Source organism: Kitasatospora sp. NPDC001547 (assembly GCF_042894165.1).
GTDB lineage: Bacteria > Actinomycetota > Actinomycetes > Streptomycetales > Streptomycetaceae > Kitasatospora.
Map to the genome: position 1 here is coordinate 275,445 of NZ_JBIAVL010000003.1, position 23,415 is coordinate 298,859.

Here is a 23,415-nt window from a genome sequence, read left to right on the forward strand (position 1 = left end):
TGGCCATTACCCTGTAGGAACCGTCGTCCGACGAGCTAGGGAGCAAAGGTGTTCAGCGACGTAGGTGGGCTGGAGCTCCTGACCCTCGTGATCATGGCGATCATCATCTTCGGTCCGGACAAGCTGCCGAAGCTGATCCAGGACACCATGGGCTTCATCAAGAAGATCCGCTCCTTCGCCGACAACGCGAAGGAGGACATCCGCAGCGAGCTGGGCCCCGAGTTCCAGGACTTCGAGTTCGAGGACCTCAACCCCAAGACCTTCGTCCGCAAGCAGCTGATGGGCGGCCAGGACGACCCGCTGGGCCTCAAGGAGATGAAGGACTCGCTGGACATCCGCTCCGTCCTGGACGACAAGCCGGCGGCACCGGTCAACGGCCGCAGCGGCAGCGTCAGCTTCGAGAAGTCCGACTCCGCCCCCGCCTCCACCGGCGCCCCGCTGGCACCCGGCGAGCGGCCCCCGTTCGACCCCGACGCCACCTGATCCGCGTCCGATCCGTACCGCGTTCGGCGCCCCGGCGCCGCGCCACCGCCCCGCCCGGCCACCCGGCTGAGCGGGGCGGTGGCGTGTGCGCCGCTATTGTGCTGATTGCTCCCGCTGAGCCGTCCGTCACTCCGCGCCCGTCGCGGACCGGGAACGGCCCCGGGGAGCGCCGCGGTACGCCACCATGGGAGCGCGCCACGGCAGGCAAACGCGTGTTTGAGGAGGCCCGGGGATGGACGCGACGAGTCAGGCGGGAGGGGCGACGGCCACGGCCGGCGGCCCGGTGGTCGGCGGACAGGCCGGCCCGGCGGACCCGCTGGTGCCCTACCTGTCCGCCGACTTCCCCTGGTACGGGCTGGACGAGGGCTGGACCGGCCGTCGCTTCCTGGTGCAGGCCGGCGCCGGCCCGCGCACCGCGGGCAGCGTCGACTACGGCTCGCTCGGCCACGGCGAGGAGCCGGCCCAGCGGTACGAGCCGCGCGACGTGCGGAAGTTCGCCGTCGTGGTCACCGTGGCCCGCCGGGACAGCCGCCGCAGCGCCGACAACACCGGCACCCTGGAGGCGACCTCCGCGTCCTCCGCCGCCTGGCTGGCCGGCTCCGGCCTGCTCGCCGGGACCTGGCCCGGTCAGCTGGACCGGTCGCTGCGCCAGGACTGGCTGGACCAGCAGAGCAGCCTCGCCTGGGACCTCGCCGACGACCTGGCCGGCCCCGGCTGGTCCACCCTCAGCCTGCCGGTCAACGGCCTGCCGCAGCCCTTCCGCTACCGCGAGTCCGAGTACGGCTGGGTGCTGGCCGGCGAGGCCCCCGGCGTCCTGCTCGGCGCCTACGGCCGCGGCGTCAGCGCCTACGGCATCGGCTTCTCCACCGTCCCGGACCTGGCCGCCTACACCCGGCCGTAGGGCCGCGGCGGTACGACGCGGGGCCGGGTGGTCGCCCCCCCGGCCCCGCGTCGGTCACGGCGTCAGAACTTGTTCCTGGGCGTCAGGCCCAGCGACATCCCGGACAGACCGCGCTGGCGGCCGCCGAGCTTGCCGGCCACCGCGCGCAGGGCGGCGCCGGCCGGGGAGTCGGGCGCGGCGAGCACGACCGGGCGGCCGTCGTCGCCGCCCTCGCGCAGCCGCACGTCGATCGGGATCGAGCCGAGCACCGGGACGGTCGCGCCGACGGTGCGGGTGAGCGCGTCCGCGACGGTCTGGCCGCCGCCGGTGCCGAAGACGTCGATCATCTCGTCGCAGTGCGGGCACGGCATGCCGGACATGTTCTCGATCACGCCGACGATCTTCTGGTGGGTCTGCACCGCGATGGTGCCCGCCCGCTCGGCCACCTCGGCGGCGGCCATCTGCGGGGTGGTGACGATCAGGATCTCCGCGTTGGGGACCAGCTGGGCCACCGAGATCGCGATGTCGCCGGTGCCGGGCGGCAGGTCCAGCAGCAGCACGTCCAGGTCGCCCCACCAGACGTCGGCGAGGAACTGCTGGAGCGCGCGGTGCAGCATCGGGCCGCGCCACACCACCGGGGCGTTGCCCGGGGTGAACATGCCGATCGAGATGACCTTCACGCCGTTCGCCTGCGGCGGCATGATCATGTCCTGGACCTGGGTCGGCCGGCCCTCGACGCCCAGCATGCGCGGCACGCTGTGGCCGTAGATGTCGGCGTCCACCACGGCGACCTTCAGGCCGTCGGCGGCCATCGCGGCCGCCAGGTTGACGGTCACCGAGGACTTGCCGACGCCGCCCTTGCCGGAGGCGACGGCGTAGACCCGGGTCAGGGTGCCCGGCTTGGCGAACGGGATCTCCCGTTCGGGGGCGCCGCCGCGCAGCAGCTGGGACAGCTCCTTGCGCTGCTCGTCGCTCATCACGTCGAGCTCGACCTCGACGCCGGTCACGCCGGGGACCTTCCCGACCGCCTCGCGCACCCGGGTGACGATGGTGTCGCGCATCGGACAGCCGGAGACCGTCAGGTAGACCGCGACGCGCACCGCGCCGCCCTCGGCGATCCCGACCGATTTCACCATGCCGATCTCGGTGATCGGGCGGTTGATCTCCGGGTCGTTGACGGTCGCCAGCGCCTGGCGTACGGACTCCTCCGTGACGCCGGCCGCGACCTCTGTCTCGTTGGCCATGCCTTGATGGTACGGCGCCGACGGATCCCCTTAACCCGTCGGTAGCGTGCCGCCGGTCACAGCGCCTCGGGGGCGTCCCGGCGCTCGTCGATCTCCTTGAGCAGCGACTGGAGTTCGGACCGGATGAAGTCACGGGTGGCGACCTCGCCGAGCCCGTGCCGCAGGGCGGCGACCTCGCGGGTCAGGTACTCGGTGTCGGCGATGTTGCGGTCGCTGCGGGCGCGGTCCTGCTCCATGTTGACCCGGTCCCGGTTGTCCTGGCGGTTCTGCGCCAGCAGGATCAGCGGGGCCGCGTACGAGGCCTGCAGGGACAGCGCCAGGGTCAGGAAGATGAACGGGTACTCGTCGAAGCGCGCGCTCGCCGGCAGCAGGGTGTTCCACGCTATCCAGACGACGACCACCACCGTCATCCAGACGATGAACCGCCCGGTGCCGAGGAAGCGGGCGATCCGCTCGGACAGGACGCCGAAGGCCTCCGGGTCGTAGGAGGGCAGCGTGAGCAGGCCGGGCCGCGCGGTGCGCGGCTGGTCGAGCCGGGCGCGGCCGGTGCCGGTGATCGGCGCGGTCTCCGTGCGCCGGTCCCGGCCGCCCTCGCGGGTGCGCAGCTCGCGCAGCTGACGCAGCTGGCGCAGTTCGCCCTGGAGGCGCCGGCGCGCGGAGTCGTCCGGCCGTCCGTTGCGGTCACCGTCCACCGGTCACCCCTTCCCTGTCGTCGTCCTGCTCCTCGTCGTGGGCGTGCAGCGCGGCGTCGCGCCAGTCGTCCGGCAGCAGGTGGTCGAGCACGTCGTCGACGGTCACCGCACCGAGCAGGTGGTCCGCCTCGTCCACGACCGGCGCGGCGACCAGGTTGTAGGTCGCCAGGTAGCTGGTGATCAGCGACAGCGGGGTGTCCGGCGGCAGCGGGTCCAGGTCGTCGTCCAGCAGCGAGCCGACCAGGACGTACGGGGGCTCGCGCAGCAGCCGCTGGAAGTGCACGGTGCCCAGGTAGCGGCCGGTCGGGGTCTCGTTCGGCGGGCGGCAGACGAAGACCTGCGCGGCCAGCGCGGGCTTGTGGTCGCTGATCCGGACCCGGGCCAGCGCCTCGGCGACCGTCGCGTCCGGTTCCAGCACGATCGGCTCGGTGGTCATCAGACCGCCGGCGGTGTCCTCCTCGTACGTCAGCAGGCGGCGCACCGGCGCGGCCTCCTCCGGCTCCATCAGCTGGAGCAGCCGCTCGGCCTCGTCGCCGGGCAGCTCGGAGAGCAGGTCGGCGGCGTCGTCCGGGTCCATCGCCTCCAGGACGTCGGCGGCGCGCTCCTCCTGGAGCTTGCCGATGATCTCGACCTGGTCGTCCTCGGGCAGCTCCTCCAGGACGTCGGCCAGCCGCTCGTCGTCGAGGGCGGCGGCCACCTCGGCGCGGCGCTTGGCGGACAGGTGGTGCAGCACGCTGGCGAGGTCGGCGGGGCGCAGCTGCTCGAAGGTGGCGAGCAGGTTGGCCGCGCCCTGGTCCTGCTCGGGCACCGAGAAGCCGGTGACGTCCTGCCAGTCCAGGGTGAGCCGCTCGCCCTTGCCCTTGCGCAGCCGACCGGCCCGGCCGACCTGGACGAAGACCTTGCTGATCTCCCACTCGCGCAGCCGGCTCTGCACCATGCCGACGTCCAGCACGGTGACCTCCTCACCGGTCTTGGACCAGGTGACGGTGCGGTCCAGCAGCTCGGCGAGCACCAGGGTCTCGGACGGGCGCTGTTCGAAGCGGCGCAGGTTGATCACGCCGGTGGTGAGCACCTGGCCGGACTCCAGGCTGGTCACCCGGGTCATCGGCAGGAAGATCCGGCGCCGGCCGACGACCTCGACCACCAGGCCGAGCACGCGCGGCGGGCGGCCGCCGAGCCGCAGCGAGACGACCACGTCCCGGACCCGGCCGACCTGGTCGCCGTTCGGGTCGAAGACCGCGATGGCGGACAGGTGGGAGATGAAGACCCGGGTGCCTGGCCCTGCCATAAACCCTCGACTCCCTCGACGCCGTACCGGTAGCGCGCCGGGGGCGCACTCGCGGCCAAGGCTACCCGCGCGGCGGGAGCCCGGCCCGGAGGCACGGTAACCGTCGGACGAGTCCGGGGCGTGAAGCTTCAGCGGCGCTTGAACAGCAGTCTGGGCAGCCCGGCCGGGACCGGGTGGCGGGTGGTGGCCGGGGTGGGCACCGGCTGCGCGGCGTGCGAGCCGTCCGGCATCGCCCCGGGGCGCTCGGTGAGCGGGCCGGCCGGCTCCAGTCGCAGCACCCGGCACTCGCGGGCCCAGCGGGCGGTGATGGCGTCGGTGTCGGGCGCGTTCAGCCGCTTGCCCTTGAGCTCCTCGACGGCGCCCAGCCAGGCCTCGCCGTCCGGGGCCAGCTCGACCACCCGGGCGCTCCAGCCGGTCAGCCGGCCGCCCTTGTCCTTGCTGCGGACGGTGACCACGGCCCCCGCGCCGGCCTCCAGGCCGTGCAGCGGCTGCTCGCCGCCTCCGCCGACCACCACGACCGCGCCGTCGTGCCAGGCGTGCCACAGCGGCCGGGCGTGCTCCTGGCCGTCCGCGCGCACCCAGAGCAGGCCGGACTTCTTCGCGGCCTCCTCCAGCAGGGCCTGGTCGAGGAAGTCGTCGTCGGTCGCGGCGGCGGGCGTACGGTCCATGGCGGACAGCGTACGGCCACCGGGGCCCGTCCGGTGGGGCGACCGGGGCCCGCGGGACGTCTCAGCCTCCGGGCGACAGTTCCATTGCGCCGCCACGGGCCTTACCGTATGACCGCCCCACCCCTGTATGACCGCCCCACCACCGCATGACCGCCCCACCCCCGCGACCAGCAAGGAGCGCCGTGCCCGCCGCCCGGCCCGCGACCGCCCCCTCCGCCGCCCCCGCCGCCCCCGCGACCGCCGGCCCGGCCCCGGCGCACCCGCTGCCCACCCTCGACCTGCTGCTGCTCGCCGTCTCGATCGGCGGCATCTCGCTGTCCGGCCCGCTGATCAGCGCCACCGCCGCGCCCGCGCTGGCGATCGCCTTCTGGCGCAACGTCATGTCGGTCGGCGTCCTCGGCCCGTACGCGCTGCTGCGCCACCGCGCCGAACTGCGCGGGATCGGCCGGCGGGCGCTGCTGCTCGCGGTGGCCGCCGGGGCGCTGCTCGCCGTGCACTTCGCGCTCTGGATGCCCAGCCTGCGGATGACCTCGGTGGCCTCGGCCACCGCCCTGGTCACCACCACCCCGCTGTGGACCATCCTGCTGATGCGGCTGATGGGGGTCCGGGCGCCCCGGATGGTCTGGCTCGGCACGACCGTCGCCTTCGCCGGCGTGCTGGTGCTGACCGGGGTGGACCTCTCGCTCTCCCCGCGCGCGCTGCTCGGCGACGCGCTCGCGCTCGCCGCCGGCCTGGCCGCGGCCGGGTACATGCTGCTGGGCGCCGAGGTCCGCAGGACCGTCAGCACCACCGCGTACACCCTGGTCTGCTACGCCACCACGGCGGTGGTGCTGCTGGGGATCTGCCTGGTCGCCGGGACGCCGCTGGCCGGCTGGCCGGCCGGGGTGTGGTGGCAGATCGTGCTGCTGATGGCCGCCGCCCAGCTGCTCGGCCACTCGCTGAGCAACCGCGTGGTGCGCAGCCTCGGGCCGTCGATCACCTCCACCGCGATCCTGCTGGAGACCCCGGGCGCGACCCTGATCGCCGCCCTCTGGCTGGGCCAGTGGCCCCCGGCGGCCGCCTACCCGGCAGTGGTGCTGATCCTGCTCGGCCTGGTCCTGGTCGCCCGCGGCGGGCGCCGGTAGCCGCGGGCGGCGCCGGCGCTCAGAGCCAGCCGTTGCGGCGGAAGCCCCGGTACATCCCGAAGCAGATCACCACGATCGCGCCGAGCACCGTCGGGTAGCCGTACTCGTGGTGCAGCTCCGGCATGTAGTCGAAGTTCATGCCGTAGACGCCGGTGATCATGGTGGGCACCGCGAAGATCGCCGCCCAGGCGGTGATCTTGCGCATGTCCTCGTTCTGCGCCACCGAGACCTGCGCCAGGTTCGCCTGCAGCAGCGAGTTCAGCAGCTCGTCGAAGCCGTGCACCTGCTCGGCGACCCGGGCCAGGTGGTCGGCGACGTCCCGGAAGTACTTCTGGATGTCCGGGTCGACCAGCCGCTGGAGCGGCTCGGACAGCTGCTGCATCGGGCGCAGCAGCGGCACCACGGCGCGCTTGAACTCCAGCACCTCGCGCTTGAGTTGGTAGACCCGGCCGACGTCGGCGCTGCGCCCGCCCTTGGCCGAGAAGACGCCGTACTCGATCTCGTCCACGTCGTTCTGGAGCCGCTCGGCGACCAGCAGGTAGTTGTCCACGACGTGGTCGGCGATCGCGTGCAGCACCGCCGACGGGCCCTTGGCGAGCAGCCCGGCCTCGTCGGCGTCGGCCTCCAGCCGGTGGCGCAGCTCCTGCAGCGAACCGTGGCCGCCGTGCCGGACGGTGATCACGAAGTCCGGACCGGCGAAGACCATCAGCTCGCCGGTCTCCACCACCTCGCTGGTGGGCGTCAGTTGGTCGTGCTCGACGTAGCGGATGGTCTTGAAGACGGCGAACAGCACGTCGTCGTAGCGCTCGACCTTGGGCCGCTGGTGCGCGTGCACCGCGTCCTCGACCGCGAGCGGGTGCAGGCCGAAGCGCTGGGCGATCCCCTCGAACTCCGCCTCGGTCGGCTCGTGCAGCCCGATCCAGCTGAACGAGCCCTGCTCCTCGGGGAGTTGGTGCGCGGCCTTGACCCGACGGGCGGCCTCGCGCGGGCTGCAGGTCTCGCCCCTGCGCCTGCCGTGCTGGTAGACGGCGCAGTCCACGACCGCCGAGGCGGCGTCCTCGGGCAGGACGTCGTAGACGCCGGCCGCGACGCGGCGGCGGTTGGTGCGGACGGCGGCGCGCAGGCTGTTGATCATCGACATGGCAGGCTCCCAGAGGCAGGAACCGTCGCGCGGCGGCGCGGAAGGAAAAACGTTCGGCCGCGGTACGACGGCGGAGAACACCGGTGAAACGGGGAATGAAAGTGCTCTCCCGGCCGGTCCGTCCGTCGTGGGGCCCATGCCCGGGGCTACCGCGGCTGAGTCAGCCGGTTGGGCCTGCGGGGCGCTGGGTACGGGGAAGGCGGGGCCGGGCAGAGCTGCCGGTACTGCATGGTCGGCCGGTATCCACCGCAACCACCTCCTTCGCGCCGCCGCCCCGGAACGAAACGGTTCCGGTGGCCAGTCGCTCACCCTAACATCTGACCGGGCGTCGACGCCGACGGGTTTCCCGGAGGTTTCCGAAGCCTTTACGGGACCGGGGGCACCGCCCGTCCCACCCCGCCCGCGGCCGCCTCCGGCCCGCCCGCACGCGGCCCGCCGATCCTCGGGGGTTACGCTCACCGGCATGGCGCACGACTTCCCGCTCTTCGGCGACCCCCACGGCGGCAACTCCCCGGAGCTCTCCCGGGAGGCGGTGCTGGCCGCCGTCGAGGCCCGGCTGATCTCCACCTTCGGCGAACCGGGCGGCCGCGCCGCGGTCACCTTCCTCGGGGCCGACCGGATCGAGGTGCTGCGCTTCGGCCCGGACGCCGAGGGCCTGGTGCGGTACGCGACCCTCGGCATGTCCGCCGCGCCGATGGCCGACCCCACCTCACCCGTCGCCGACCAGGTGCGCGGCCCGCGCGTCGAACTGGTGCTCACCGTCCGGGGCGGGCGCGACAGCGTGCTGCGCACCCTGGCCACCTTCGCCGCCACCCCGCAGGTCGAGGGCCTGGTGGTGGCCCCGGGCGGCTCGCTGGACCTCGGCTCCCCGCTCTGGGACGGCGCGCCCTTCACCTCGGTGCTCGCGGCCGAACCGGGCGGCCTGGTCGAGGACCTGGAGCTGGCCGAGCCGGCCGAGCCGGTCCGCTTCCTGCCGCTGCTGCCGATGACGCCCAACGAGGCGGGCTGGAAGCGGGTGCACGGCGCGGCCGCGCTCCAGGAGCGCTGGCTCGACCAGGGCGCCGACCTGCGCGACCCGGACCGGCGCGGCGTCCGGCTGGACTGACCGACGCCCGGTCAGGCCGGGCGCGCGGGACGGTCCGTACGCCCGCTCCGCGCTCCGGTGCGCCGGGGCACGGCAGGGGCAGCGGCACCGTCGCCGGGCCGAGGGACTCATGATCCCCTGGTCCAGGGGCCGCGTCGGCTCAGCGCTCGATCGGCTTCGCCCCGGTGGCCTGCGCCAGCAGCGCGCCGTACACCTCCGGGTCGGTGGTGTGCTCGCCGAGCCGGACGGTCTTGCGGCTGCCGTGGTAGTCGCTGGAGCCGGTGACCAGCAGGCCGAGTTCGCCGGCCAGGCCGCGCAGCCGGGCCCTGGTCTCCTCGTCGTGGTCGGTGTGGTCGACCTCCAGCGCGGCCAGCCCGGCCTCCGCGAGGTCGGCGATCACCTGGTCGGAGACCGTCCGGCCGCGCTTGACCGCGCCGGGGTGGGCGAACACCGGAACTCCGCCGGCCGCCCGGACCAGCCGGACCGCCGCGACCGGGTCGGTCTCGTGCTTGCGGACGTCCGCCCGCCCGCCGTTGGCCAGCCAGTCGGCCGTGAAGGCGTCCGAGACGGTGGCCACCACGCCCGCCTCGACCAGCGCGCTGGCGATGTGCGGCCGCCCGACCGAGCCGGTCCCGGCGATCCGCTGCACCTGCTCCCAGGTGATCTCCGCGCCGAGCTCCCGGCAGCGTTCGACGACGGCCCGCCCGCGCCGGAACCGGTCGTTGCGCACCAGGTCCCGCTCGCGCGCGAACTCCGGCTCCTCGGGGTCGAACAGGTACGCCAGCAGGTGCATGCTGATGTCGTCCACCACGCAGGACAGTTCGGCGCCCGGGACGACGGTCAGCCGGCTGCCCGCGGGCAGCGCGCGCACCGCCGCGGCGGCCTCGGCGTGGCCGGCCACGGTGTCGTGGTCGGTCAGCGCCACCACGTCGAGGTCCGCGGCGACGGCCGCCGCGACCAGCTCGGCCGGAGTGTCGGTGCCGTCGGAGGCGTTGCTGTGGGCGTGCAGGTCGATGCGCACGGATCGGGCTCCTGGGGGCTCGTGGGTGCCGCCCAGGATAGGCCAGCGGTCAGGGGCGGCCGGTGGGCCCGGCCGCCCCGGCGAAGACCCGCCGGACGCCCCTCAGCCGAGCAGCCGGGGGGACAGCGCCCCGCAGGGCAGCAGGTCCAGTTCGGCGCCGGCCTCGCGCAGGTCGGTCAGCACCAGCTCGTCGTACATCACCAGCGCGGACTGCTCGGGCCAGGCGACCGCCCAGAGCCACAGGCCCCGGGCCTCGCCGACGAACACCGCGCGGTCGGCCGGGGCGTCCGGGACGTGGAACATCGGGGTGGGCCGCCCGGCCGCCATCAGCTTGGCGTCGGCGGGCTTGTAGAGGCCGACGGAGTCGCCCGGGTCCGGCCCGGGCATGCCGGCGTAGCGGGCGCCGAGGCCGACGCCCAGCTCCTCGGCGACCAGCACCAGTTCGCCGAAGCCGCCGAGCGGGGCCGGCCCGGAGCAGGCGACGGCGGTGGCCCGGGCGCCCGAGACGTCGTCGCCGACGTGGGCGATGCCGGTGTAGAGCCAGCCGACCGGGAGCGGCCAGGGCAGCCAGACCGGGACCTGGGAGCGGGCGACGGCGACGCCGAGGGCCTCCACGCTCGGCGGCAGCACCGGCTGCATCGGGTGCACGGCTCCGTGCCGGTCGCACTGCCAGGTGTCTGAGAACAGACCGGGGGCGCGGACCCGACCGGCGCACCTCGGGCAGCTTGGCTCGCCCCTCATAGCCGTCAACGCTCCTCCCTCCGGACCGCCGCGTCAAGGACGATCACCCGTACGGAGGGCTCGGCGGCACCTGTCGGTGGCGGGCGCCCGACCGGCGCGGGGTGGGCGCGGCGCGGGCGGTTCCCGTTGGGGGATGTCCCGTCACGGGCGGCGGCAAACGTCCCGGGCACCGCCCCGGACGCACTGACGCCCCGTCATCGGCGAATGCGGTGACGGGGCGTCAGTCGGGTATCGGAACGTCCGGATCGGACGCTCCCGGCTCATCGGCGGCGGGTGAGGACTCCGGATCGGAAGCGCCGCACCGGGTCAGACGGTCGGGCACGGACGGATGAGCAGGCGTTCGCCGGTGCGGGCGGCGGCCTGGACGGCCTCGCGCACAGTGGCGGCGTCGGCGATCTCGCGGTCGGTGGCGGAGCCGTTGGCGTCGTCCAGTCGGACGATCTCGAAGCGCATGGTCTTCGTCATGGGCGTCTCCTTTCCTGGCCCCGCGGGGCGGGGCGGTCGCGGCTGAGTGGGTATCAGCCCTTTCGGGGATCGTGCGGATCCGGCGGTGAGGCCGGATCGGGCGGTTCGTGGTCGCGCGTACGGCGGTCCGCTGCGACAGGGGGTCCCCCTGCTCGCGCGGTGCGTTCCAGGGCCTCGGGTACCACGGTGAGGCGGCGGTGCTACCGGACGGTTGCCCGCCCGTGAAGTCCGGGTTTCGGAGGATCGGCGCCGGAGCGGAGGCCGGCGATGATTCCCGGACAGAATCAAAGATTACCGTAACTAACGACTTTTGTCCTGTGTTGAAGCCGATCGAAGTCGAAGAAGTGGTACAGACCACTTTCGGTCGGCCGGTGGAACCGGACCGGTGCCGGCCCGTAGCGGTACGGAGCGGTCAGGCCCAGAACGCGGCCAGCGCCTCGGCCGTGGCGGCCGGCTGCTCGGCGTTGGGGGAGTGGCCGGCGTCCGCGACCACCACCCGGCGGGCGCCCAGGCGCTCGGCCATCGCGGTCTGCTCCGCGACCGGCCAGGCGTAGTCCCGCACCCCGGACAGCACCAGCAGCGGCAGCCCGGCGGTGACGGCGGCCAGCTCCGCCACCCGGTCCGGCGCGGCCACCAGGTGGGCGCCGGTGACGGACAGCGCCCGCGGCACGTTGGCCAGCCAGCGCCGGTGCAGGAACTCCGCGACGGCCGGATCCAGGCTCGGCCGCGGCCGACCGCTCTGCGCCTCCAGCTGCCGCATGACCTGCCAGATCTGCTCCAGGTCCATCCCCCGCAGGGCGTCCAGCAGCAGCCCGGTGCGGGCCGCCTCGGCCGGGTCGATCGCGCCCGGACCGGTGGACACCAGGGTCAGCGAGCGCCAGGGCAGCGGTCCCTCGGCGGCCGCGGCGAGCACCGCCTCGCGCACCACCTGACCGCCGAAGGAGTGCCCCAGCAGGTGCAGGGGAACGCCGTCGGCCGCCAGCACCCCGGTGAGCGCCCGGACGTCCGCGCCGAGCGCCCCGACGCCGTACGCCGCCGGGTCGTCCGGTCCGCCGGTCTGGTACTGCCCGCGCTGGTCCACGGCCGTCACCCGGTACCCGGCGGCCGCCAGCGGCTCCAGCAGCGCGATGAAGTCCTCCTTGCTGCCGGTGAACCCCGGCACCAGCAGGGCCGAGCCGCGCACCGGCCCGGCCGGCTCCGCCCGCAGCGCCGCGAACTCCCCGCGCGCGGTCACCACGCGCTCGGCCCGCGCACATCCCGGCAGCGTCAGGAACGGCGGCGTGCTCATGGGCTGCTCTCCCTGCTGTCCTACCGGTGACCCGCGGTCCTGCCGTCGGCTCCCCGACGCCCGGCACACCCGAGCCTAGGGTCTGTCTTCAAACTCGCGTCTGCGGGGCGACGCTCCCCCAGCCTTCGGCCGGGAGGTACCCCCAGGGCACAAGCGCACCTCGCCGCGTTGTCGTCGGTCGCCAATGGCCCCCAGCCTCCGGCCGGGAGGTGCCCCCACCGCAGTGGCTTCCTCCTCCGCCTTGCGATGCACGCACCCCAACGCCGCCCCGCCCGCCCTCCGGGCGAACGACGGGAGTTTGAAGACAGACCCTAGGGCCTCTCGTCGGCCGTGGAACGCCCGAGGGGGCGGGCCGGGCCGGTGCGGCCTGGCCCGCCCCCTCGGGGGAGACACCGGGAGGTCAGCTCTCCGGGGTGGCCTCCACGGGCGCGGCGACCTTGCGGGCGCGGGTGCGCTTGCGGGGGGCCGGGACCTCGGCGGCCTCGGCGGCCGGGGCCTCCGGGGCGGTCTCGGCGACGGCCTTGGGCTTGCGGGCCCGGGTGGCCTTCTTGGCCGGGGCGGGGGCCTCGGCGGTCTCGGTGGCCTCGGCCGCCTCGACGGTCCCGGCCTTCGGCTTGCGGGCCCGGGTGGCCTTCTTCGCCGGGGCCGGAGCCTCGGCGGCCTCCTCGGCAGCGGCCGCGGGGGCCTCGGCGGGGGCCTCGGCGGCCTCCGCCTTGGGCTTGCGGGTCCGGGTGCGGGTGGCCTTCTTCGCCGGAGCCGGGGCCTCGGCGACCTCCTCGGCGGCCGGGGCGACCGCCTCGGCGGGGGCCTCGACGGCAGCGGCCGCGGAGGCCTCGGCGGTCTCCGCCTTGGGCTTGCGGGTCCGGGTGCGGGTGGCCTTCTTCGCCGGGGCGGGGGCCTCGGCGACCTCCTCGGCGGCCGGGGCGACCGCCTCGACGGCGGCCTCGACGACCCTTACGGCCTCGGCCACGACGGCCTCGGCGACCGGAGCCGCCTCGACCGCCGCCACGACCTCGGCAGCGGCGGCACCGCCGCGCGAGCGGCGACGGCGACGGCGCGGCGCGGCCTCGCCCTCGGCACCCTCGACGGCCGGAGCCGCCACGGCGGCCTCGGTCACGGCGGCAGCGGCCTCGCCCTCGGCGCCGACCGCCGAGCCCCGACGGGTGCGGCGGCGCTCACGGGTGCGGCGCGGCTTCTGCTCCTCGGTCTCGGCTGCCGCGGCACCGGCGCCCGGACGGCCGGAGCCGCCCTGGCCGCCCTGGCCGCCGCGCCCACCGCGACCGCCGGCGCGGCCCGAACGGGCGCCGCGTCCACCGGTCTCGCCGAGGTCCTCGACCTCCTCCGCGTTGAGCCCGGCGCGGGTCCGCTCCGAGCGCGGCAGGACGCCCTTGGTGCCCGGCGCGATCTTCAGCAGCTCGTACAGGTGCGCCGAGGTGGAGTAGGTCTCCTCCGGGTCGTTGAACGTCAGGTCCAGCGCCTTGTTGATCAGCTGCCAGCGCGGGATGTCGTCCCAGTCGACCAGGGTGACGGCGGTGCCCGAGGCGCCGGCCCGGCCGGTGCGGCCGATCCGGTGCAGGTAGGTCTTCTCGTCCTCGGGGCACTGGTAGTTGATGACGTGGGTGACGCCCTCGACGTCGATGCCGCGGGCGGCCACGTCGGTGCAGACCAGCACGTCGACCTTGCCGTTGCGGAAGGCCCGCAGGGCCTGCTCGCGGGCGCCCTGGCCGAGGTCGCCGTGGACCGCGCCGGCGGCGAAGCCGCGCTGGGTCAGCTGGTCGGAGACGTCGGCGGCGGTGCGCTTGGTGCGGCAGAAGATCATCGCCAGCCCGCGGCCGTCGGCCTGCAGAATGCGCGAGACCATCTCGACCTTGTCCAGCGAGTGCGCACGGAAGATGTGCTGCTCGGTGTTGGCGACGGTCGTGCCGGTGTCGTCCGGGGCGGTGGCCCGGATGTGGGTCGGCTGGCTCATGTACCGGCGGGCGAGGTTGATGACCTGGCCCGGCATGGTGGCCGAGAACAGCAGGGTCTGCCGCTTGGCGGGCAGCATGGTGATGATCTTCTCGACGTCGGGCAGGAAGCCCAGGTCGAGCATCTCGTCGGCCTCGTCCAGGACCAGCGCGCGGACCTTGGACAGGTTCAGCTTCTTCTGCCCGGCCAGGTCGAGCAGCCGGCCCGGGGTGCCGACCACGATGTCGACGCCCTTGGTGAGCGCCTCCACCTGCGGCTCGTACGCCCGGCCGCCGTAGACGGCGAGGACGCGCACGTCGCGGACCTTGCCGGCGGTCTGCAGGTCGTTGGTGACCTGGGTGCAGAGCTCGCGGGTCGGGACGACGATCAGCGCCTGCGGAGCCTCGGAGAGCTGCTCCTCGGTGGCCCGGCCGGCGTCCACGTCGGCGCGCACGACGACCCGCTCGATCAGCGGGAGGCCGAAGCCGAGGGTCTTGCCGGTGCCGGTCTTGGCCTGGCCGATGACGTCGTGGCCGGTCAGCGCGACCGGGAGGGTCATCTCCTGGATGGGGAAGGGGTGGACGATGCCGACGGCCTCGAGTGCCTCGGCGGTCTCCGGGAGGATCCCCAGGTCCCGGAAGGTCGTCTTGATGGGTTCAGCGGTGGTGGACAGGGTGCTGCCTCTTCCGTGTGGAGGGGCCGAGAGCGAGCGGCGGGCGGGCAACCGCGCGGCTGCCTACGGGCCTGGGCGGCCCTGATACAGCTGCGCGGACGCACAACCGCGCCGGTCCCTGCGGCCGGCCGGTGCGCGCTGCCCTGGTGCGGGGCGCGTCGCCGGCGGCGTCGGGGAGAGTTCCCGTGAGGGACCTGCGCGGGACCTCCGCCTCGGGGCGTGGTCTCGGCGGCCCTCGCTCGGCCACTGATGCGGTGCCAAGGCTTGAAGTCCAAGCCATGGTCGGAGCCGATCGGCTCTCCGACCGGGCATCCGCGTACGTGAGTACCCGTGCCTCCGGTGCGGACACGTCCGGCTGGACGGTGACGCTACGGAGGGTTCGCGCGGGGTACCGAGACGGCGGTGACACCATGCGAACACGACGGGCTCCGTACCACCATACAGTCAGGCGACGACTCGAACACGTGACGCGTCTGACATTGCCCCCGGCAACCGCCACCGGACCGCCCGGTCCGGGCGGTCACCGGGCGTGCCCGGTGCTGGGGCGCAGGGGCCGGCGGGACTAAGGTTGCGGGTCATGGAGACCCATGGTGAGACGCAGGACGGGGCGGCCGGCTCGATCGGGGACTGGGCCGCGTGCTCGGCCGACCCCGGGTACCGGGCGGCGGTGCTGGACCTGCTCGGCGCGCTCGCGTACGGCGAGCTGAGCGCCTTCGAGCGGCTCGCCGAGGACGCCAAGCTGGCGCCCGACCTCGCCGACAAGGCGGCGCTGGCCCGGATGGCGTCCGCCGAGTTCCAGCACTACCAGCGGCTGCACGACCGGCTGGCCGAGATCGGCGCCGACCCGCAGGAGGCGATGCGGCCGTTCGTCGAGCCGCTGGAGCTGTTCCACCGGATGACGGCGCCCTCGGACTGGCTGGAGGGCCTGGTCAAGGCCTACGTCGGCGACGCCATCGCGACCGACTTCTACCGCGAGGTGGCCGTCCGGCTGGACGACGACACCCGCGACCTGGTGCTGAGCGTGATGTCCGACACCGGCCACGCCGAGTTCGCCGTCGACAAGGTCCGCCAGGCCATCGAGGCCGACCCCCGGGCCGGCGGCCGGCTCGCCCTGTGGGGCCGTCGGCTGATGGGCGAGGCGCTCAGCCAGGCCCAGCGGGTGGTCGCCGAGCGCGACGCGCTGTCCAACCTGCTGGTCGGCGGCGTCCGGGTGCAGGGCTTCGACCTGGTCGAGGTCGGCAAGATGTTCAACCGGATCACCGAGGCGCACACCCGGCGGATGGCCGCCCTCGGCCTGGCCTCCTGAGCTCTCGGCCCCCGGCCCTCCGGCCCGGCTGCCGGGAGGGACTCAGGCCGCCCGGTGCCGTCGGGCGCGGCGGGCGCCCGACCGGTGCGAACGGTGCGGGTGGTGCCGGTGCGCCGGGGCGCGCCCGGCGGCGAGGTCCGGCCGGGCCAGCAGCGAGGTGAGCACGCCCGCGGCCACCGCCGCGGCCGCCACCGACACCGCCGGCTGGCGCCCCTCCACGGTGAAGTGTGCGACCACCCCGCCGACCATGGCCGCCGCCAGCGCGGTGCCCAGGACCAGGGCCCGGGCGGCCCGGAAGTACGCGGGCAGGGCCAGCAGGGCGGCACCGGCCGTGACCAGGCCGACGAGGGCGAAGGCGATCGACTCGACCAGCAAGACTGCCTCCCGGGGGACGGGCGTGCGGCACCGGCGCCGCACCCCTCGCCGTACCCCGCCCCACCCGGCCCTACACGCGACGGTGCCCCGCTCCCTCGCGGGAACGGGGCACCGGACGATCCGTGCGGCGGGCGCCTCAGACGGTGCCGAAGCCGACCTTGCGGGCGGCCGGCTCGCCGATCTCCACGTACGCCAGGCGCTCGGCCGGGACGATGATGCGGCGGCCGTGCTCGTCGGACAGCGCGAAGATCTTCTCCGAGCCCTCCAGCGCCTTGGCGACCGCGCTCTGGACCTCATCGGCAGTCTGCGAGCTCTCGATCACGATCTCGCGAGGCGCGTTCTGCACGCCGATCTTGACCTCCACGGCTTCCGTCCCTCCGGGGTTGCAGCCTCCATGCACGGGCACCGGACCGCCTGGGACAAGCGTTCGCGGCGACCGTGCCGTACGGCTTCACCATAGAGCACCGGATCCCCGGCCAGGCGAAGGTCGGCGGATCAGCCCTGGTGGGCGGCGCCCTCGCCGGACTGCTCGCCCGGGTGCATCGGGAAGCCCTTCAGGCCGCGCCAGGACAGGCTGGCGACCAGCCGCACCGCCTCGTCGCGGGGGATCTCCAGGCCCTGCGAGAGCCAGTACCGGGCGGTGATCTGGGCCAGGCCGCAGACCCCGGCGGCGAGCAGCTTGGACTCCGCCTCGGGCAGGTCGGTGTCCTCCTGGATCACCTTGCTGACCAGCGTCGCGCTCGCCTCGGAGGCCCGCTCGACCCGCTCGCGCACGGCCGGCTCGTTGGTCAGGTCCGACTCGAAGACCAGGCGGAAGGCGCCGGACTCGCTGGAGACGTAGTTGAAGTACGCCTCCATGGTGTTGGCCACCCGCTGCTTGTTGTCGTTGGTGGTCGACAGCGCCTCGCGGGTCGACTCGACCAGGGCGTCGCAGTGCTTGTCCAACAGCGCCAGGTAGAGCTCCAGCTTCCCGGGGAAGTGCTGGTAGAGCACCGGCTTGCTCACCCCGGCGCGGTCGGCGATGTCGTCCATGGCGGCCGCGTGGTAGCCCTGCGCGACGAACACCTCCTGGGCGGCACCGAGCAGTTGTTCACGGCGGGCGCTTCGCGGCAGGCGGGCACCGCGCGGGCGCTCCTGCGCCTCCTGGATGGCCGTCACGGCGCTCCTCACTTCGGGGTCTGTTCGCTGCTGGCAAGAGGGCCGATTCTACTTTTCGGTAACCGCGCCCGCGTTCGGCGAAGGCGAGAAAAGACGATCGGCCTGGTTGTCAGGAGCCCACAATACGGCGCTGACCTCGGCCTCGGCAGTGGTGCGACGGAGGCGGCCGACGGCCGGACCACCCCGGGGGTCTCCGGCCGGGGCTCACTACCATCGTCCACCATGAGCAGCGCTGAGCAGCAGGTACGTACGGTCGAGGTCCCCGGGGCGGTGCTCGCGGTGCACCGCCCCGCCGCCGGCGGCGCCCCCGACGGGCGCGCGCCCGGGCTCTTCGTACACGGCCTCGGCGGCTCGGCCGCCAACTGGCAGGCCCTGATGGACCGGCTCTCCGGGCAGATCGACGGCGAGGCCGTGGACCTGCCCGGCTTCGGCCGCTCGCACCCGCCCACCGACGGCAACCTCACCGTCTCCGGCCACGTCCGCGCGGTGATCGGCTACCTGGAGGCGGCCGACCGCGGCCCGGTCCACCTGTTCGGCAACTCCCTGGGCGGCGCGGTCGCCGTCCGGCTGGCGGCCCTGCGCCCGGACCTGGTGCGCAGCCTCACGCTGGTCTCCCCGGCCCTGCCCGAGCTGCCCCCGCAGCGCTCGGCCTGGCCGACCGGCCTGCTCGCGGTGCCCGGGGTGCCCGCGGTGCTGCGCCGCCTGTCGGCGGGCGGGCGCGACGCCGAGGCGGCCACCGAGGACCTGCTGCGGCTGGTCTACGGCGACCCGGGCGCCCTGAGCCCGGCGGCCCGGGCCCAGGCGGTGGCCGACTACCGGCACCGGCTGGAGGTGCCGCACGCGATGCAGGCGCTGGTCGGCTCGGCCCGCGGCATCGTCTCCGCGTACACCGAGCGCGGCGACCAGGCGCTGTGGCGGCAGGCCGAGCAGGTCGCGGCGCCGGTGCTGCTGGTGTACGGGCTGCGCGACAGGCTGGTCTCCTACCGTTCGGCCCGCCGCGCCTGCGCGGCCTTCGCGGACGCCCGGCTGCTGGTGCTGCCGGAGTCCGGGCACGTGGCGATGATGGAGCACCCCGACCAGGTCGCCCGGGCGGTGCGGGAGCTGATCGCGCGCGCCACGGGCTGAGCACGCACCGCGGGCCGAGCACGCGCCGTCGCCTGGAACCGGGCCGCGGGGGCGGGGGCTCAAGACGCGCCGGGGCCGGACCGACCGCGCGCCCGGGCGGGCCGCGCGGGCGGCCGCGCATACCGCCCGGTAACGCCCCGGCCGGGGCCGAGGTCACGGCGGTTCACTCGATCAGGTGGCAGGCAGGCATGTGACCGATGGATCGGCCCGGGCCGGTCCTACCTTTCTGCTGTCGGACCGAACAGGTGTGGGGGAGTCGCGGCCGCCGGAGGAACCGGAGGGCGGCCGCGGCCGAGGGGTCCCGGCGGGTCGGGCCCGACCGCCGGAGCGGGCGGGTGCCCGGGGGAACGGAGCGCGGCGCGTCCGCGACCGGGCCGCCGGCGGGCCGCCCGCAGGCACCGCGGCGCCGGCCCGGCCGACCGGCCCCCTCCCCGACCGTCCCCGCCGCCGTGCGGGCCGCACCGGGCGACCGCCCGGGCTGCCCGGAAACCCGCCGATCCGTCCGCGATCCCGCCCAGCGAAACCGCTCTGCCCTGGAGGTCTCCCGTGCGCGTTGCCCTGCTCACCGAGGGTGCCCGTCCGCATCCCCAGCGTGGCACCGGAGGCTGGTGCGAGCGGCTGGCCGCGGGCCTGCCGGAGCACGCGTTCGAGCGGTACCTGCTGACCGGCCGGGAAGCCCCGGACGGCGCCGCGGACCGGCCGTCGCCCCTCTGGCACGGCACCCACGAGCTGGCGCTGCGGGGGCGCCGGCCGGGCGGCCGGGCCCCGGGCGCGGTGCGCAGACGCCGGTACGCCGGGGCGTACGAACGACTGTTGCGGGCGCTGGTGCTGCCCGGGGAGAGAGCCGGCTTCGGACCCGCGCTGTACCGGCTGGCGGCGCTCGCCCGGGAGGACGGCGCGCTGCCCGCCTTCCTGGCCTCCGCGCACGCCCGCCGACTGCTGGAACGGACCTGGCGGCTGCCCGGCGCGGACACCTCCGCCGGGCAGCCGCTGGTCCGCGACGTGCTGGTCGCGGCGGACCTGCTGGAGCAGTGCCTGCGCCCGCTGTCCGCGCCCTGGTACGGCACCGGTCCCGGCGGCCTGGGCGCGGCCGACCTGTGCCACGTGGTCGGCGGCGGCCCGGCCGCACTGCCCGCCCTGGTGGCCCGGCAGCTGCACGGGGTGCCGTTCGTGGTCACCGAGCACGGCCCGCACCTGCGCGAGCAGTACCTCGGCCGGCCGGCCGGGGCCGAAGGTCGCGCCGGTGCCGAGAGGGTGGGCCCCTCCTGCCCGGTGGCGGGAAAGGAGGGCGAGCAACAAGTGAGGGACGAACGCCGGAGCGGCGACCGTCGGCGCCGGGTCCGAGCGCCCGGAGGCGAGGGGGCGAGTCACGGGACGCCGTACCGCTGGCCGGTGCGCGCCCTGCTGCTGTCCTTCCACCGGGCGCTCGCCGGGGAGGCCTACCGGCAGGCCGCGGTCCTCACCCCCGGCAGCGCCCACGACCAGCAGTGGCAGCACCGCTGCGGCGCCGACCCGGCCCGCACCCGGGTGGTGCCCGAGGGCACGCCGGAGGTGGACCGCCCGGCCGCCGGGCCCGAGCCCGCGGCACCGACCCTGGTGTGGGCGGGCGCACTGGAGCCGGGCCGGGACCCGGAACTCGCGCTGCACGCCCTCGCCCGGGTCCGCGCCGACCTGCCCGACGCTCGGCTGGTGGTGTACGGCGAGGAGACGGCGCCCGGTTACCGGGCGCACTGCGCGGCGGTGGCCGAACGGCTGGGGGTGGCCCCGGCGGTGGAGTTCGCCGGGCGGCCCGGCTCGCTCGCCGAGGCCTGGGAGACGGGCACCGTGGCGGTCTTCTCGGGGCGCTCCCAGCGCAGCCCCCGGCTGCTCGTGGACGCCATGCTCAGCGGCCGGGCGGTGGTCTCCACCGACGTCGGGGTGGCCCGCGAGGCGGTCGGGCCGACCGGACTGCTGGTGCCCGCCCGCGATCCGCGCGCCCTGGCCGGCGCCTGCCTGGCGCTGCTGCGCGACGAGGAACGGCGGGCCCGGCTCGGGCTGGCCGGGCGGCTGCGCGCGCAGGAACGCTTCGCCGTGGAGCCGGTGATCGACGCCTTCCGGGAGATCTACCTGGAGCTGGTCGCGCGGTACCCGGCGTTCCCCGGCGCCGAGGACGGCCCCGCGCCGCGTCCGTTCGCCCGCCCCGCCGAGTACTGGCTGGCCGACGGCCCGCGCGGCGGCGGCACCCCGCGGGACGGGAACGCGGAGCACGACGACATGCGGGAGCACGACGGCGTGCGGGAGCCGGCCGCGCGGTCGGCCGAACTCGCGGAGGCCGTCTGATGTCCGGCGACACCCTGCTCGGCGCCGGCGCGGACCCGGTGCGCGAGGTGATGGCGGAGCACCGCGAGCTGTGCGAGCGCGCCGTCGACCCGCTGGAGATCGCCGCCGGACTGGAGGAGGCCGGGCTCGGCCCGGACGCCGCCGCCCGCTGCCGGCACGCCGACCTGTTCGCGCTGGCCGAGGAGCTGTACGCCCGGGTGCCCCGCCGCCCGCCGCCGCCCGGGCCCGCGGAGCCGCCGCCGCGCGGGGCCGCCGCCCGGGCCGCCCTGACCGCCGCCGCGCTGGCCGTGCTGCCCTGCACCGGGGTGGCCGCGCTCGGCCCGCGCTGGCCGGTGCTGCTGTCCGCCGCCGTCCCGCTGGTGCTGCTGCCCGCGCTGACCGCGCCGCCTCCGCCATCGCCGTGCGCCGGGCCGGTCCGCCCGCCGGCCGCGCCGGGGCCCGCCCTGGGGCCGCCGCCCGAGCCCGCGCCGCGCCCCGGCTCCCGGCTGCGGCCGGCGGCGCTGGGACACGGGCTGGGCCTGGCCGCGCTGCTGCTGCTCCCGTCGGCCGCGCCGGGCGGGGACCGCCCGCCGGCCGTCGCGCTGGTGCTGGCGGCGGCGGTGTCGGCCGGGTCGGCCGAGCGGGCGGCCCGCTGGTACCGGCAGGTCGGCCGCGGCCACCTGGGCGTGGCCGGCACCCTGGCCGAGTTCCGGGCCCGGATGCGGCCGGTGCTCCCGGTCGCGCTGGCCCTGCACCTGGCGGTGCTCGGGGCGCTGAGCTTCGCCGCGCTGGCCGTACTGGCCGTGGTCGCGCCGCGCCCGGGGCCGGGCCACGGCGGCGGGCTGCTGCACCTGGCGGCCGAGCGGGCCGGCCCCGCCCAGTGGGCGGCGCAGGGCGTGCTGGGCCTGCTGCTGGTCCTGCCGGTGCTGCTGGCGCGGTGCGGCCGGACGGCGGCCGCCGCGGCGGGGGCGTCGGCCGGGGCCGCCGCGGTGCTCGGACCGCTCGCCCTGGGGCGCTCCGCCCCGGAGGCCTGGCTTCTCGGCGGCGGCACCGTCGCGGTGGCGCTGCTGGCGTACGCCGGGGCGGTGCTCGGCCGGGCCGGCTCGCACCGCTGAGCGCCGCCTGCCGAGCCGCCCCCGAGACGGCTCGGCCCGTCCACCCCGTCGAACCACCCCGGGATCCGCCGTGTGATCCCCGCTTTCGTCCCGTTCGTTGAACTCAGTCCGCCAGGTCGTCCCGAGCTGGCTTCGTGGAAGGACACCCCCGATGAGGGTGCTGCTGCTGGGCGCCGACGGCTTCATCGGCCGCCGGGTCACCGATCGTCTGCTGATGGACCAGGAGTTGCAGGTGACGGTGCTCGGTCGGCGTGACTCGGCCGACATCCGCTTCGACCTGACCACCGGGAGCCCGGGCGCGCTGGCCCGCTTCCTGGACGCGGTCGCGCCGCAGGTGGTGATCAACTGCGCGGGCGCCACCTACGGCAGCTCGCGCACCCTGATCCGGTCGAACACGCTGGCCGTCGCGACCGTCTGCGAGGCCATCCGGCGCAGCCGGGAGCCGGCCCGGCTGGTGCACGTCGGCTCGGCCGCCGAGTACGGGCCGGTGCCCGGCGGGGTGCCGGTGTCCGAGCAGGCCGAGCCCCGGCCGGTCGGCCCGTACGGGGTGTCCAAGCTGGCCGGGACGGAGCTGGTGCTGGCCTCCGGGCTGGACGCGGCGGTGCTGCGGGTGTTCGACGTGGTGGGCCCGGGGGCGCCGACCGCCTCGCTGTTCGGGCGGCTGGCCGAGGGCCTGCGGCGGGCGCTGGAGCGGGACGAGCACCAGGTGCGGATGCCGGACCTGTCCGGATACCGGGATTTCGTGGACGTGCGGGACGTCGCGCGGGCCATCCAGGCGGCCGCGGTGTCGGCCGCCACGGGGGTGGTCAACATCGGCAGCGGGCACGCCGTCCGGGCCCGGGACGCGGCCCAGCTGCTGGTGCGGGCCTCGGGCTTCGAGGGGCAGATCGTCGAGGAGAACCGGCAGGTCCTGCTGCCCGCGCAGGCCGCCGGGGCGGGCGGCGACCACCTGCCCGGCCACCACCTGCCCGGGCACCGTCCGGAGGGGCACCGGCCGGAGGGCAGGCCGGTGCCGGGCGAGCCGGTGCCGTGGCGGCAGGCGGACGTGCGCACCGCCCGGGACCGTCTCGGATGGCGGACGCAGGTGCCGCTGGAGGAGTCGCTGGGCGACGTCTGGCTGGAGACGGCCTGCCGGGTGTGAGCGCGCCGCGCGGGGCCCCGGGCCCGTCAACCACGGGCTCGGGGCGCCTTCCCGGCCCCCGCCGCCGGTTCCACGATCCGGCGCGGGCCGTCTCGCCCATCGGACGAGCTGTCTCGGAATAGCGAGGGGACGTGACACTGTTGGCCTAGAGAGCCACC

At 75.6% G+C, this 23,415-nt stretch carries 22 protein-coding genes; 9 read left to right on the top strand and 13 right to left on the bottom strand.

What is annotated here, in order from left to right; translation table 11 throughout:
- Positions 1-48: 48 nt before the first annotated feature.
- Together ACFY0X_RS06990 and ACFY0X_RS06995 are read left to right on the top strand one after the other, a co-directional pair.
- On the top strand, positions 49-483 hold the full coding sequence (locus ACFY0X_RS06990; RefSeq protein ID WP_387749904.1) for a sec-independent translocase: 435 nt from the start codon (positions 49-51) through the stop codon (positions 481-483).
- A gap of 232 nt (positions 484-715) precedes the next feature.
- Complete coding sequence (locus ACFY0X_RS06995; RefSeq protein ID WP_387749907.1) at positions 716-1,384, top strand: hypothetical protein; 669 nt, start codon at positions 716-718, stop codon at positions 1,382-1,384.
- A 62-nt stretch (positions 1,385-1,446) separates the two neighbouring features.
- On the opposite strand, the gene ACFY0X_RS07000 is transcribed toward ACFY0X_RS06995, so the two are convergent.
- The 4 genes from ACFY0X_RS07000 to ACFY0X_RS07015 form a co-directional block, all read right to left on the bottom strand.
- Entirely contained in the window at positions 1,447-2,607 is a 1,161-nt protein-coding gene (locus tag ACFY0X_RS07000; protein ID WP_387749910.1) for an Mrp/NBP35 family ATP-binding protein, read from the bottom strand.
- 56 nt (positions 2,608-2,663) lie between these two features.
- The gene (locus ACFY0X_RS07005) at positions 2,664-3,212 is read right to left on the bottom strand and encodes a DUF1003 domain-containing protein (RefSeq protein WP_387750587.1); all 549 of its coding nucleotides are present in this window, start codon (positions 3,210-3,212) and stop codon (positions 2,664-2,666) included.
- 76 nt (positions 3,213-3,288) lie between these two features.
- Positions 3,289-4,587 carry a magnesium transporter MgtE N-terminal domain-containing protein gene (locus tag ACFY0X_RS07010; protein ID WP_387749913.1) on the bottom strand — a complete coding sequence of 433 codons (1,299 nt, stop codon included), beginning with the start codon at positions 4,585-4,587 and terminating at the stop codon, positions 3,289-3,291.
- 128 nt (positions 4,588-4,715) lie between these two features.
- Positions 4,716-5,255: a hypothetical protein gene (locus tag ACFY0X_RS07015; protein ID WP_387749916.1), complete on the bottom strand. Its 540-nt coding sequence runs from the start codon at positions 5,253-5,255 to the stop codon at positions 4,716-4,718.
- Positions 5,256-5,437: 182 nt separating this feature from the next.
- On the opposite strand from ACFY0X_RS07015, the gene ACFY0X_RS07020 reads away from it, so the two are divergent.
- Positions 5,438-6,379 (top strand): DMT family transporter, encoded by a 942-nt coding sequence (locus ACFY0X_RS07020; RefSeq protein WP_387749919.1) that lies wholly within the window; start codon positions 5,438-5,440, stop codon positions 6,377-6,379.
- A 19-nt stretch (positions 6,380-6,398) separates the two neighbouring features.
- On the opposite strand, the gene corA is transcribed toward ACFY0X_RS07020, so the two are convergent.
- Positions 6,399-7,520 carry a magnesium/cobalt transporter CorA gene (gene corA / locus ACFY0X_RS07025; RefSeq protein WP_387749922.1) on the bottom strand — a complete coding sequence of 374 codons (1,122 nt, stop codon included), beginning with the start codon at positions 7,518-7,520 and terminating at the stop codon, positions 6,399-6,401.
- A 463-nt stretch (positions 7,521-7,983) separates the two neighbouring features.
- Here corA and ACFY0X_RS07030 point away from each other — a divergent pair, with 463 nt between their 5' ends.
- Entirely contained in the window at positions 7,984-8,625 is a 642-nt protein-coding gene (locus tag ACFY0X_RS07030) for a suppressor of fused domain protein (protein WP_387749925.1), read from the top strand.
- 139 nt (positions 8,626-8,764) lie between these two features.
- Here ACFY0X_RS07030 and ACFY0X_RS07035 read toward each other — a convergent pair whose 3' ends face one another.
- The 5 genes from ACFY0X_RS07035 to ACFY0X_RS07055 all read right to left on the bottom strand — a co-directional run bounded on the left by ACFY0X_RS07035 (position 8,765) and on the right by ACFY0X_RS07055 (position 14,625).
- A complete protein-coding gene (locus ACFY0X_RS07035) occupies positions 8,765-9,625 on the bottom strand; it encodes a PHP domain-containing protein (RefSeq protein ID WP_387749928.1) in 861 nt (286 codons plus the stop codon).
- A 102-nt stretch (positions 9,626-9,727) separates the two neighbouring features.
- Positions 9,728-10,366 (bottom strand): DUF6758 family protein, encoded by a 639-nt coding sequence (locus tag ACFY0X_RS07040; RefSeq protein WP_387749931.1) that lies wholly within the window; start codon positions 10,364-10,366, stop codon positions 9,728-9,730.
- A 306-nt stretch (positions 10,367-10,672) separates the two neighbouring features.
- On the bottom strand, positions 10,673-10,831 hold the full coding sequence (locus ACFY0X_RS07045; protein ID WP_387750627.1) for a hypothetical protein: 159 nt from the start codon (positions 10,829-10,831) through the stop codon (positions 10,673-10,675).
- A 412-nt stretch (positions 10,832-11,243) separates the two neighbouring features.
- The gene (locus ACFY0X_RS07050) at positions 11,244-12,119 is read right to left on the bottom strand and encodes an alpha/beta fold hydrolase (protein ID WP_387749934.1); all 876 of its coding nucleotides are present in this window, start codon (positions 12,117-12,119) and stop codon (positions 11,244-11,246) included.
- Positions 12,120-12,519: 400 nt separating this feature from the next.
- Positions 12,520-14,625: a DEAD/DEAH box helicase gene (locus ACFY0X_RS07055; protein WP_387749937.1), complete on the bottom strand. Its 2,106-nt coding sequence runs from the start codon at positions 14,623-14,625 to the stop codon at positions 12,520-12,522.
- Between the two features lie 691 nt (positions 14,626-15,316).
- On the opposite strand from ACFY0X_RS07055, the gene ACFY0X_RS07060 reads away from it, so the two are divergent.
- Positions 15,317-16,045: a ferritin-like fold-containing protein gene (locus tag ACFY0X_RS07060; protein ID WP_387749940.1), complete on the top strand. Its 729-nt coding sequence runs from the start codon at positions 15,317-15,319 to the stop codon at positions 16,043-16,045.
- A 42-nt stretch (positions 16,046-16,087) separates the two neighbouring features.
- Here ACFY0X_RS07060 and ACFY0X_RS07065 read toward each other — a convergent pair whose 3' ends face one another.
- The 3 genes from ACFY0X_RS07065 to ACFY0X_RS07075 all read right to left on the bottom strand — a co-directional run bounded on the left by ACFY0X_RS07065 (position 16,088) and on the right by ACFY0X_RS07075 (position 17,578).
- Entirely contained in the window at positions 16,088-16,420 is a 333-nt protein-coding gene (locus tag ACFY0X_RS07065; RefSeq protein WP_387749943.1) for a hypothetical protein, read from the bottom strand.
- Between the two features lie 136 nt (positions 16,421-16,556).
- Positions 16,557-16,784, bottom strand: a complete 228-nt coding sequence (locus ACFY0X_RS07070; protein ID WP_387749946.1) for a DUF3107 domain-containing protein — start codon at positions 16,782-16,784, stop codon at positions 16,557-16,559.
- Between the two features lie 131 nt (positions 16,785-16,915).
- Positions 16,916-17,578: a TetR/AcrR family transcriptional regulator gene (locus ACFY0X_RS07075; protein ID WP_387749949.1), complete on the bottom strand. Its 663-nt coding sequence runs from the start codon at positions 17,576-17,578 to the stop codon at positions 16,916-16,918.
- 222 nt (positions 17,579-17,800) lie between these two features.
- On the opposite strand from ACFY0X_RS07075, the gene ACFY0X_RS07080 reads away from it, so the two are divergent.
- The 4 genes from ACFY0X_RS07080 (at position 17,801) to ACFY0X_RS07095 (ending at position 23,257) form a co-directional block, all read left to right on the top strand.
- Complete coding sequence (locus tag ACFY0X_RS07080) at positions 17,801-18,703, top strand: alpha/beta fold hydrolase (protein ID WP_387749952.1); 903 nt, start codon at positions 17,801-17,803, stop codon at positions 18,701-18,703.
- A gap of 546 nt (positions 18,704-19,249) precedes the next feature.
- A complete protein-coding gene (locus tag ACFY0X_RS07085) occupies positions 19,250-21,022 on the top strand; it encodes a glycosyltransferase (protein WP_387749954.1) in 1,773 nt (590 codons plus the stop codon).
- On the top strand, positions 21,022-22,116 hold the full coding sequence (locus ACFY0X_RS07090) for a hypothetical protein (protein WP_387749957.1): 1,095 nt from the start codon (positions 21,022-21,024) through the stop codon (positions 22,114-22,116). The genes ACFY0X_RS07085 and ACFY0X_RS07090 overlap by 1 nt, the downstream gene beginning before the upstream one ends.
- A gap of 151 nt (positions 22,117-22,267) precedes the next feature.
- Complete coding sequence (locus ACFY0X_RS07095) at positions 22,268-23,257, top strand: NAD-dependent epimerase/dehydratase family protein (protein WP_387749959.1); 990 nt, start codon at positions 22,268-22,270, stop codon at positions 23,255-23,257.
- Positions 23,258-23,415: the final 158 nt, after the last annotated feature.

Bases quoted from the DNA above. Each gene is read 5' to 3' on its own strand.
- ACFY0X_RS06995 (WP_387749907.1), top strand. From the start codon at position 716: ATGGACGCGACGAGTCAGGCGGGAGGGGCGACGGCCACGGCCGGCGGC.
- ACFY0X_RS07000 (WP_387749910.1), bottom strand. From the start codon at position 2,607: ATGGCCAACGAGACAGAGGTCGCGGCCGGCGTCACGGAGGAGTCCGTA.
- ACFY0X_RS07010 (WP_387749913.1), bottom strand. From the start codon at position 4,587: ATGGCAGGGCCAGGCACCCGGGTCTTCATCTCCCACCTGTCCGCCATC.
- ACFY0X_RS07015 (WP_387749916.1), bottom strand. From the start codon at position 5,255: ATGGACCGTACGCCCGCCGCCGCGACCGACGACGACTTCCTCGACCAG.
- corA (WP_387749922.1), bottom strand. From the start codon at position 7,520: ATGTCGATGATCAACAGCCTGCGCGCCGCCGTCCGCACCAACCGCCGC.
- ACFY0X_RS07030 (WP_387749925.1), top strand. From the start codon at position 7,984: ATGGCGCACGACTTCCCGCTCTTCGGCGACCCCCACGGCGGCAACTCC.
- ACFY0X_RS07040 (WP_387749931.1), bottom strand. From the start codon at position 10,366: ATGAGGGGCGAGCCAAGCTGCCCGAGGTGCGCCGGTCGGGTCCGCGCC.
- ACFY0X_RS07045 (WP_387750627.1), bottom strand. From the start codon at position 10,831: ATGACGAAGACCATGCGCTTCGAGATCGTCCGACTGGACGACGCCAAC.
- ACFY0X_RS07050 (WP_387749934.1), bottom strand. From the start codon at position 12,119: ATGAGCACGCCGCCGTTCCTGACGCTGCCGGGATGTGCGCGGGCCGAG.
- ACFY0X_RS07055 (WP_387749937.1), bottom strand. From the start codon at position 14,625: ATGACCCTCCCGGTCGCGCTGACCGGCCACGACGTCATCGGCCAGGCC.
- ACFY0X_RS07060 (WP_387749940.1), top strand. From the start codon at position 15,317: ATGGAGACCCATGGTGAGACGCAGGACGGGGCGGCCGGCTCGATCGGG.
- ACFY0X_RS07080 (WP_387749952.1), top strand. From the start codon at position 17,801: ATGAGCAGCGCTGAGCAGCAGGTACGTACGGTCGAGGTCCCCGGGGCG.
- ACFY0X_RS07090 (WP_387749957.1), top strand. From the start codon at position 21,022: ATGTCCGGCGACACCCTGCTCGGCGCCGGCGCGGACCCGGTGCGCGAG.
- ACFY0X_RS07095 (WP_387749959.1), top strand. From the start codon at position 22,268: ATGAGGGTGCTGCTGCTGGGCGCCGACGGCTTCATCGGCCGCCGGGTC.